The 7,141-nt window shown below is 66.6% G+C and carries 4 protein-coding genes; 1 reads left to right on the plus strand and 3 read right to left on the minus strand.

What is annotated here, in order from left to right; genetic code table 11:
• Positions 1–173 precede the first annotated feature (173 nt).
• Both FJV41_RS20105 and FJV41_RS20110 read right to left on the minus strand, forming a co-directional pair.
• Positions 174–2,003, minus strand: a complete 1,830-nt coding sequence (locus FJV41_RS20105; protein WP_141644127.1) for a S1C family serine protease — start codon at positions 2,001–2,003, stop codon at positions 174–176.
• A gap of 216 nt (positions 2,004–2,219) precedes the next feature.
• A complete protein-coding gene (locus FJV41_RS20110; RefSeq protein ID WP_141644128.1) occupies positions 2,220–2,852 on the minus strand; it encodes a hypothetical protein in 633 nt (210 codons plus the stop codon).
• A gap of 301 nt (positions 2,853–3,153) precedes the next feature.
• Between FJV41_RS20110 and FJV41_RS20115 the strand changes: the two genes are divergently transcribed.
• Positions 3,154–3,408 (plus strand): hypothetical protein, encoded by a 255-nt coding sequence (locus FJV41_RS20115; protein WP_141644129.1) that lies wholly within the window; start codon positions 3,154–3,156, stop codon positions 3,406–3,408.
• A gap of 64 nt (positions 3,409–3,472) precedes the next feature.
• Here the strand turns inward: FJV41_RS20115 and FJV41_RS20120 are convergent, their stop codons facing one another.
• Complete coding sequence (locus FJV41_RS20120; RefSeq protein ID WP_181790792.1) at positions 3,473–6,709, minus strand: Ig-like domain-containing protein; 3,237 nt, start codon at positions 6,707–6,709, stop codon at positions 3,473–3,475.
• Between the last annotated feature and the right edge of the window lie 432 nt (positions 6,710–7,141).

The raw sequence follows: 7,141 nt of genomic DNA on the forward strand, positions 1-7,141 counted from the left end.
TGCCAACCGGCACCGCCCCTGCTCCCAGGGAAGCCCCAGTCACTTCCGCAGGTTGCGAAGCGCTGACAAGGACTGCTTGCCCCTGCCAACCGGCCCCCCCGTCGCATAACGGATGGGGCCCTGGTTCGAATCCAGGAGGGCCCACTCCTCTCCCCCGCCAGAACCCCCAGGGCCTACCGCCGCCACTCCGGGGGAACGTTCTTCTCCACGGCGTAGCGCTCGAGTTCGGCGAGCTGCTGGCTCGCCAGCTTCAGCTCCGCCTCCACCTCTTGCTGGCGCTTCGCCACCGGCTTGCCGGAGGACTCGTCCTTGCGCAGACGCGCGCGCTCCTCCTCGAAGCGGGCGACACGCGCCCGGGCCTTGCCGAAGGACGTGCGCCACCGCTCCTCCTCCTCCCGTGTGCGATTCCCCGCCAGCCTCTGCTTGAAGCGCTCCCGCTCCCAGCGCTGGATGCCCGCGGGGTTCCGGGTCCACGTCTCACGGGCTTCCCTGACGTCCTTGAGCGACACCTCGATGCGCTCCTCGTTCTCACCACTCCCCTGCCCTGACTTCAGCCAGGCCGTGCCGACCTCTGGCAGCGAGCAGGTCTCGACGGGCAGCCGCGCCCCACCGATGTGGATGCCCAAGGTGAGGCCTCGCGAGAGGAACCAGCGCAGCCGCCGCGAGTCCTCCTGCGCCGCCAGCGACTGGCTCAGCGGCCGCCAGTCCTCGAACTCCAAATCCAGCGTACACGTCTTCCCTTCCGCCTCCAGCTCCATGCGGCGCTTCACGGCCGTGGGTGGCGAGTCGAACCGCTCGACGACCAGCACGATGAGCCCCAGCCCGTCGACCCGCTGCACCGAGAGAACCACCTGCTGCTCGGTGTCCACCTGGAAGCGCCGCACCTCGCGCTCCTCGTCGCGCGCCACGCGCTTGAGCAACTGGCTCCAGCGCTCCGTGGACTCGGGCGTGGTGGGCACGGAGACGAGCTTGCTCGCATAGGCGATGGGCAGTGCCAGCCCCAGCCCATCCGCGTTCTCGATTTTCATCGAGACGACGCCCACCACCTCGCCGCGTCCATTCAACAGCGGTCCGCCACTGTTGCCCGGATTCACCGAGGCATTGAATTGCACATAGCCAGTGCCCAGGTACTGCCGGCCCACGAAGCCCACCTTCCCTTCATGCACGGTGAAGTCCAGGCCCTTGGGGCTGCCAATGAAGACCAGCGGGTCTCCGGGCTCCAGGCGCGTGACGTCCCCCAGTGGCAACGGGACTGCCTTCGCGCCCACGACGCGGACGGTGGCGAGGTCCAGGTCCACGTCACTGGCGACCGTCTCACCGAGCAGCTCCCGCCCGTCCGCGAGCACCGCCGTCATCATCTTGCCCGGCGGACACACCACGTGCTGGTTGGTCAGCACCAGCTCGGAGCCCACGAAGAAGCCAGAGCCCGTCTTGCTCCCACACCGCAGCGTCAACGTGCTCGGGCCGGCGCGGCGTGAAATCTCCGCGGTGGAGAGGGCCGAGGGCACGGGGGCCGCCTCGCCCGGAGTGTCTTCACCCGTGGCGAGGGCCAGGACATTCGAGCGCGTGCGCTCGAAACGCGGAGAGCGAGCCATCCAGATGCCGCCCACCAACCCGACCAGGACGCAGGCACCCACAAGCGCCCTCAGGAGTCCACGCGAGGACTCCTGGACGGGCACCACCGACTCCACGAACGGCCGCAAATCCGCGCGGGCGCCCTGGGCGCGCAGCACCTCCAGGAGCTTCTCAGCGAAGGCGCGAAAGACGCCACGCGCCAGGGGAGCCCCCGCCATCGCGAGCAGGGTTCGCGCCTCGGAGAACGAGGGCGCGGGAGGGCCCAGCAGCGAGATGGCCCGGGCCAACGCGAAGCGCGTCCGCTCGTCAGCCACCGCGTCCCGCAACACGACGTCCACCCGGAGGCTGGCGCCGCACACACAGCGAGCCACGCTCCCCGCATCCGGAGCACCACACCGGAGGCACCTCTGCTCGACCGACTCCGACATTCCCGCGCTCCCCCTGCGACGACCCTGGTTCCTGGCGCTCGTGCGTCACCCGCGAGGACCGGGTCACCCCTCGGCGGCTCCCATCATCATGCCTCCGAACGCGCGTGGAGTCCCAGCCACCCACATCAGCCCCCGCGCCCCAACCCGACAACCTCGCCCGAGCAAGCCTTCATGCCCGGGCATCGAAATCCGAGGAACGGTTCCGGCGGCCTCCTGTCAGACCTTGCTCTCGACGAAGCCCTTTTTACGCAGCTTCGCGATGAGCGCGTCCGCCGCGGCGCGGGCCTGCTTCGCGTCCTTGAACGCAGTGCGCTTGCCGCGCCCCGGCTCGCCCAGACTGCCCGCACGCACCCAGAGCTCGCTGCCCACCAGCGCCACGCCCCGAAAGCCCGTCTCCGTGTCCACGAAGAGCCGCTCCTCGTCGGGGCGCGCGGCCCGCGTCGCCTTCGCGCGCGACAGAGGCCGGATGGACGAGACAGGCTTGACGGCCCACACCTGGTAGCGAACGCGAATCTCCGGCTTCGGGCCATACCGGAACAGCACGCGCCAGCGGCCCCCTCCCGTGGACTCAAAGACAGCCTCGCCCCAGGACTTGAGGCCAGTGGTGGGTGACTTCGGAAGGAACGACTCCAGCGTCTTCAGGAAGACCAGATAGTCTTTCTCCTGCTTCACATAGCCAATCAGCAGCGTCCCCTCCGGCAGCGACAAGTCGAGGTCTCCCCAGGCCGTGCGCCTCACCAGGGCGAGGTCGAGGAACACGTTATTGCCCAGCAGGGGCGCGCACTTCTTCCAGAAGTCCGCGCTGATGCGCACGTTGCGGGCCCCCAGAAGCGTGGTCGAATCACTCATGTCTCTTCCATAGCATGGCCGAGCACCGACACATTCGTCTCCACGAGGTGTTTCGATCCCTGGAGAGGGTTCGCGGGAAAGACAGGAGCCGCATCCCCATGGACAGCTGAGCCATCCCTCACTTGAAGCCAGTCACTCATTGGAAGCCACTCGGACCGGGGGACCTCCGGTGCCGCCAGTTCCCACACATCCACTGACGTGGGGTGGACAATGGGCGCAACGCGTCAGAAGGGTGGCGCTTGACCCAAGCCCAGGGCCCGCAGTTGGATTCGAGGGCTACAACTGCAACGGGGTTTCCAACATGATTCTTCGTGTACTGGCACTCGCAGCGCTCGTTTCCATCGTTGGCTGTGGCGGAGCAGAAGTCCCGGAGGGCACCGAGACTGGCGCCCTTCCCGAGCAGGAAGTGTCCGCGCAGGCCGCCACCTGCGAGTCCCTCCAGGGCAAGGTCTGCAGCCCGGACCGGGAGATTGGCTGTACCTTCGCCAACGGCACCCCGGGTTATTGTCTCTGCCAGGCCATTCCGCACAACAGGTGGGTCTGTCTGACCGACTGAGAATTTACGGCCGGGCCTGGAAAAAACTCTCCGGGCCCGGCCGCCTGCCTGGGGTTCAGGACACCTAATGACAATTCAGGACGACGTCCTGCGTCGAGGCGGTGTCCACATAGCAGATGCGGCTGAGCGAAGACTCGTTGCCCCAGGTGTCTCGCGCCGAGATAGAGAATGGGGTGTCGCTCTGGACCGGGGCTGTGCCAGCGATGTTCCACACGTATGCGTAGGGGGCCACAGGCAGCGTCACGGTGAAGCCTCCAATCAGGCCTCCGCTCAGGGTCACCGACTGCACACCGTGCGAGTCGCTCACCGCACCCGCCGACACCAGATACGCGCGACGTGAGCCCTGGACGCTGAAGTTGAACGTCGGGCCCGTGTTGTCCGCGATCACCGTCCGGGTCTCCGGGCTGCTGGCGAAGCCCGCGTTGTCCGAGCACTGGAACAGCACGATGTAATCGCCGTCCGTGCGCGAGGTGGTGTCGACGACGAACTCGTACGGCGCGGTGGTGTCGGACTGGAGGATGACTCCATTCTCGCGCATCTCCACGTGGTGGACTCCCTCCGGGTCGTTGCAGGCCACGGTGAACTTCGGCTTCTTGGGTTGGGTGTCGTTGCGCGTGATGGAGACAATCACCGGCACGGAGTTCGACTTGACGAACGAGGCCACGAAGTTGGCCGTGTTGCCGCAACGGTCCTGCGCCAGCGCCTGGAACACGTGCGTTCCAGACGCCATCTCCGAGCCGAACGTCAGCACATAGCCCGGCGTGGTGGGCTGGGCGACCAGGGTGCCGTCCACGAAGAGCGAGTACGGGTACTGGATGCCACACGTATCGGTGACGTTCGCGCTGAGCGTCATCGTGGTGCCCAACTGGGACGCGCTGAACGTCACGGCGGGCGGCGTGCTGTCGAGCGGCGCGGCCCGGGTCGCGCCCCCCTTGTTGCCGAACGCGTCAGTGACCTCGACAATCAGGTTGTGTGCCAGCCCGTCGGTCGGTGAGTAACTGGCGGAGTAGGTCGTCGCGGAGTTCGTCCTCGTGGCGAACACCACTCCGTCCACCTTGAAGTCCACCCGGGTAATCACGGAGGCATCACTCACGGAAGCGTTGACGGTGAACGGCGGCCCGGCGGAGCTCACGGCCATCGACACCGACGGCGGTGTGTTGTCGACCCTCAGCGTGTGGTTGAGCGTCGTCACGTTACCGGCCGGGTCGGAGACCTTGATGCTCAGCGGGTAGGTACCATCGGCCCAGGTGGTGGTGTCGAACTGGTGCTCGAACGGCGGCGCCATGAGCGAGACAATCAACTGTCCATTCCGGATGAAGTCGACCGAGTCAATCCCCGAAGCGTCGTTCGCGGTGATCAAGAACCACGGCTGCTTCAGCGAGCCCGTGACGGTGAGCGACGCGGTGGGCGGCGTCCGGTCCAGCGTCACTGTCACACTCTTGGTCACCTGATTGTTCCAGAGGTCCCATGCTTCGAGAACAATCGTGTGGGGCCCCGTGGAGAGAGCGCCCGCGGGGATGAGCTGGGTGAACTGAAAGCTTGGGAGCACGACCGTTTGCACGCCGCCGTCGACCACGAGGCGCGGAGCCTGGCGGGCCTGGTTGGGCGTCTCCGCGTCGGTGATCGTCCCAGTGCACTCGATGTCCGAGCCGCGCTGCCGGCAGGACAGCGTCGCCTGCGGCGGCTGGTTGTCCGGCACCGCGCCGACGTTGATCGCCGCGAAGGCAGAGGCGACCGCGCGCATCTTCGTCGAGGAGGAGGCGCCGTCAATCACCCCGGCCGCCATGAGCGCGGCGTCTCGGGCCTGGGCGTAGTCCGCCCCGACCGGGAGCGCCTCCACCGTGCGGGTCCAGATGACCGCCGCGGTGGACGGCCCGATGCCCGTGAAGCCCTCGGGGACCCTCGGGCAGTTCCAGGGCCCCGGAGACTGGCCCTGCGCCAGCGGCTGACAGCCATAGGCCAGGAGCAGGAACATCCGGTCGATGGGCCCACAGCTCTCGTGCTCATCCCAGTTGACGAGGTCCGGGGTCCACTCCGGATTGGAGGGCGTCAGGAGGCTGCGTCCTGCAACTCCGGTGTCCTCGCCTATCGTCAGATTGGCGGGGCGCAGGAGCACCTGGTCAATCTCATTCAGGGGGCGCCGCTTGAGGGTGTCGCGCCCCAGCTCGGTGAAGAAGCCCATGATGTCGCCGGTGCCCTCATTGAGGGCAGCAATCTCTCCGGACGCCCCGGAGCCCAGGCTCGGATCCCCCCACACCTCACGCATGAAGAAATCGTGGGTGATTTCGTGGGCGACGATGTCGGTGGTCGCGAGGTGGACGAGCGTCGTCACCCCCGTCGGCGCCGGATAGGTCTCATAGCCAATCAAGACCCTTGGGTCATTGTTGCTCGCGATGTAGCCTGCGTTGTCCCATGGATAGTGCATCTTGAATTCCATCGGGGGGAGCGCCTTGGACCCCGTACGGCCAAGGAAGTACTCGAACATCGTCGACGTCATGTTCGAGGCGAAGAAGGCGTCGACCGCGGCGGTCTCTCCGTTCGTGCTCCGAGCCTCGGAGGTGACGTTGAACAGCGCGCCATCTCCGAAGGACGCATCGGGGCTCGAGTAGTCGAGATAGGTAATGGTGCCGTCGCCGTTCGGGCGCGTGGCGAGGAACTTGTTGCCCCGCTTGTCCTCGAGCTTGTACAGCGCCTTCGCCGTGTTGACGACGACCGAGAAGGTGTTGGTGCCGGAGTAGCGCCCCTTCAAGGACGCGTTGGCATAGGTGACGTGTACCTCCGCCGGAGCCACCCGCAGGGCCTTGCCCGAAAGCGCGTCTACCTCGCCCACCCACTCACGCGGAAAGGCCCAGAGAGAACCCGGGCCACCGGTGGAGAGCGTCAGTCGGTAGATGGGCGTCAGCTCGGTGATGACACGCTCATACTGCGTCGCATCGTGAGAGCCCGCCACCGGCACACCCGGCTTGAGCCGCCGCTCCTCGTGCGGACGCAGCATCAGCTCTCCGCCGCGCAACACCGTCCCAGTGGGGTCGCCCAGCGCCGAGAGGGCCGCCGCCTCGGCCTCGCCCCGGGTGACGCGCGCCTGGGTTTCGACCTTCGCCGTGGGCTCGACGCGAACCGGGGTGACGCGGGTCTTCCCGTTCGCGGTCTTCGCGCCCACGCCCCACACGGGCAGCTCGTCGACGCGAAGCTGGAGGTACGTGTCGTCCCCTTCCTTCCGGGGCACCACGGACATCTCACGCAAATCAAAGCCGCGTGCCGTCAACTCGCGCTCCACCTCGAGACGCACCGGAGTCTTCACCGATTCGCTCGCCGATTCTCCGCACGAAACAAGTAACACCGCGCCAGCCAGCACTCTCAAGAACCGCTGCATGGACATCCCCCTCTGTCTTGGTTTGCTTACATGAAAACAATGCCCCCGCAAACCGTGAACATGTGTTCGGGTTGGCCGCCCTCCTCGTCCCATCAACTCCACTCCCGCCCGAGCGGATGGATGAACTCATCTGGGATTGAAAGCTCACGGCGGATGACTTCGGGATACATCGTCAGCCTGGACACAGGTTCCGATACCGCGCGCCGTCAGCCCCAGCATCAGCGACTGGAGGCCCATTCCGATTCTCGTGGATTTCCAGGCAAACCTGTTCGGGTGCCGCTGTTTGTCCTATGCTCGCGAGGAGGGCTCGCAACTCCTTCTCAATCCAGGACATCCCATGCTGGTTTCCCAGCCACCGCC

It is taken from the genome of Myxococcus llanfairpwllgwyngyllgogerychwyrndrobwllllantysiliogogogochensis (assembly GCF_006636215.1).
Lineage (GTDB): Bacteria > Myxococcota > Myxococcia > Myxococcales > Myxococcaceae > Myxococcus > Myxococcus llanfairpwllgwyngyllgogerychwyrndrobwllllantysiliogogogochensis.

Bases quoted from the DNA above. Each gene is read 5' to 3' on its own strand.
- FJV41_RS20105 (WP_141644127.1), bottom strand. From the start codon at position 2,003: ATGTCGGAGTCGGTCGAGCAGAGGTGCCTCCGGTGTGGTGCTCCGGAT.
- FJV41_RS20110 (WP_141644128.1), bottom strand. From the start codon at position 2,852: ATGAGTGATTCGACCACGCTTCTGGGGGCCCGCAACGTGCGCATCAGC.
- FJV41_RS20115 (WP_141644129.1), top strand. From the start codon at position 3,154: ATGATTCTTCGTGTACTGGCACTCGCAGCGCTCGTTTCCATCGTTGGC.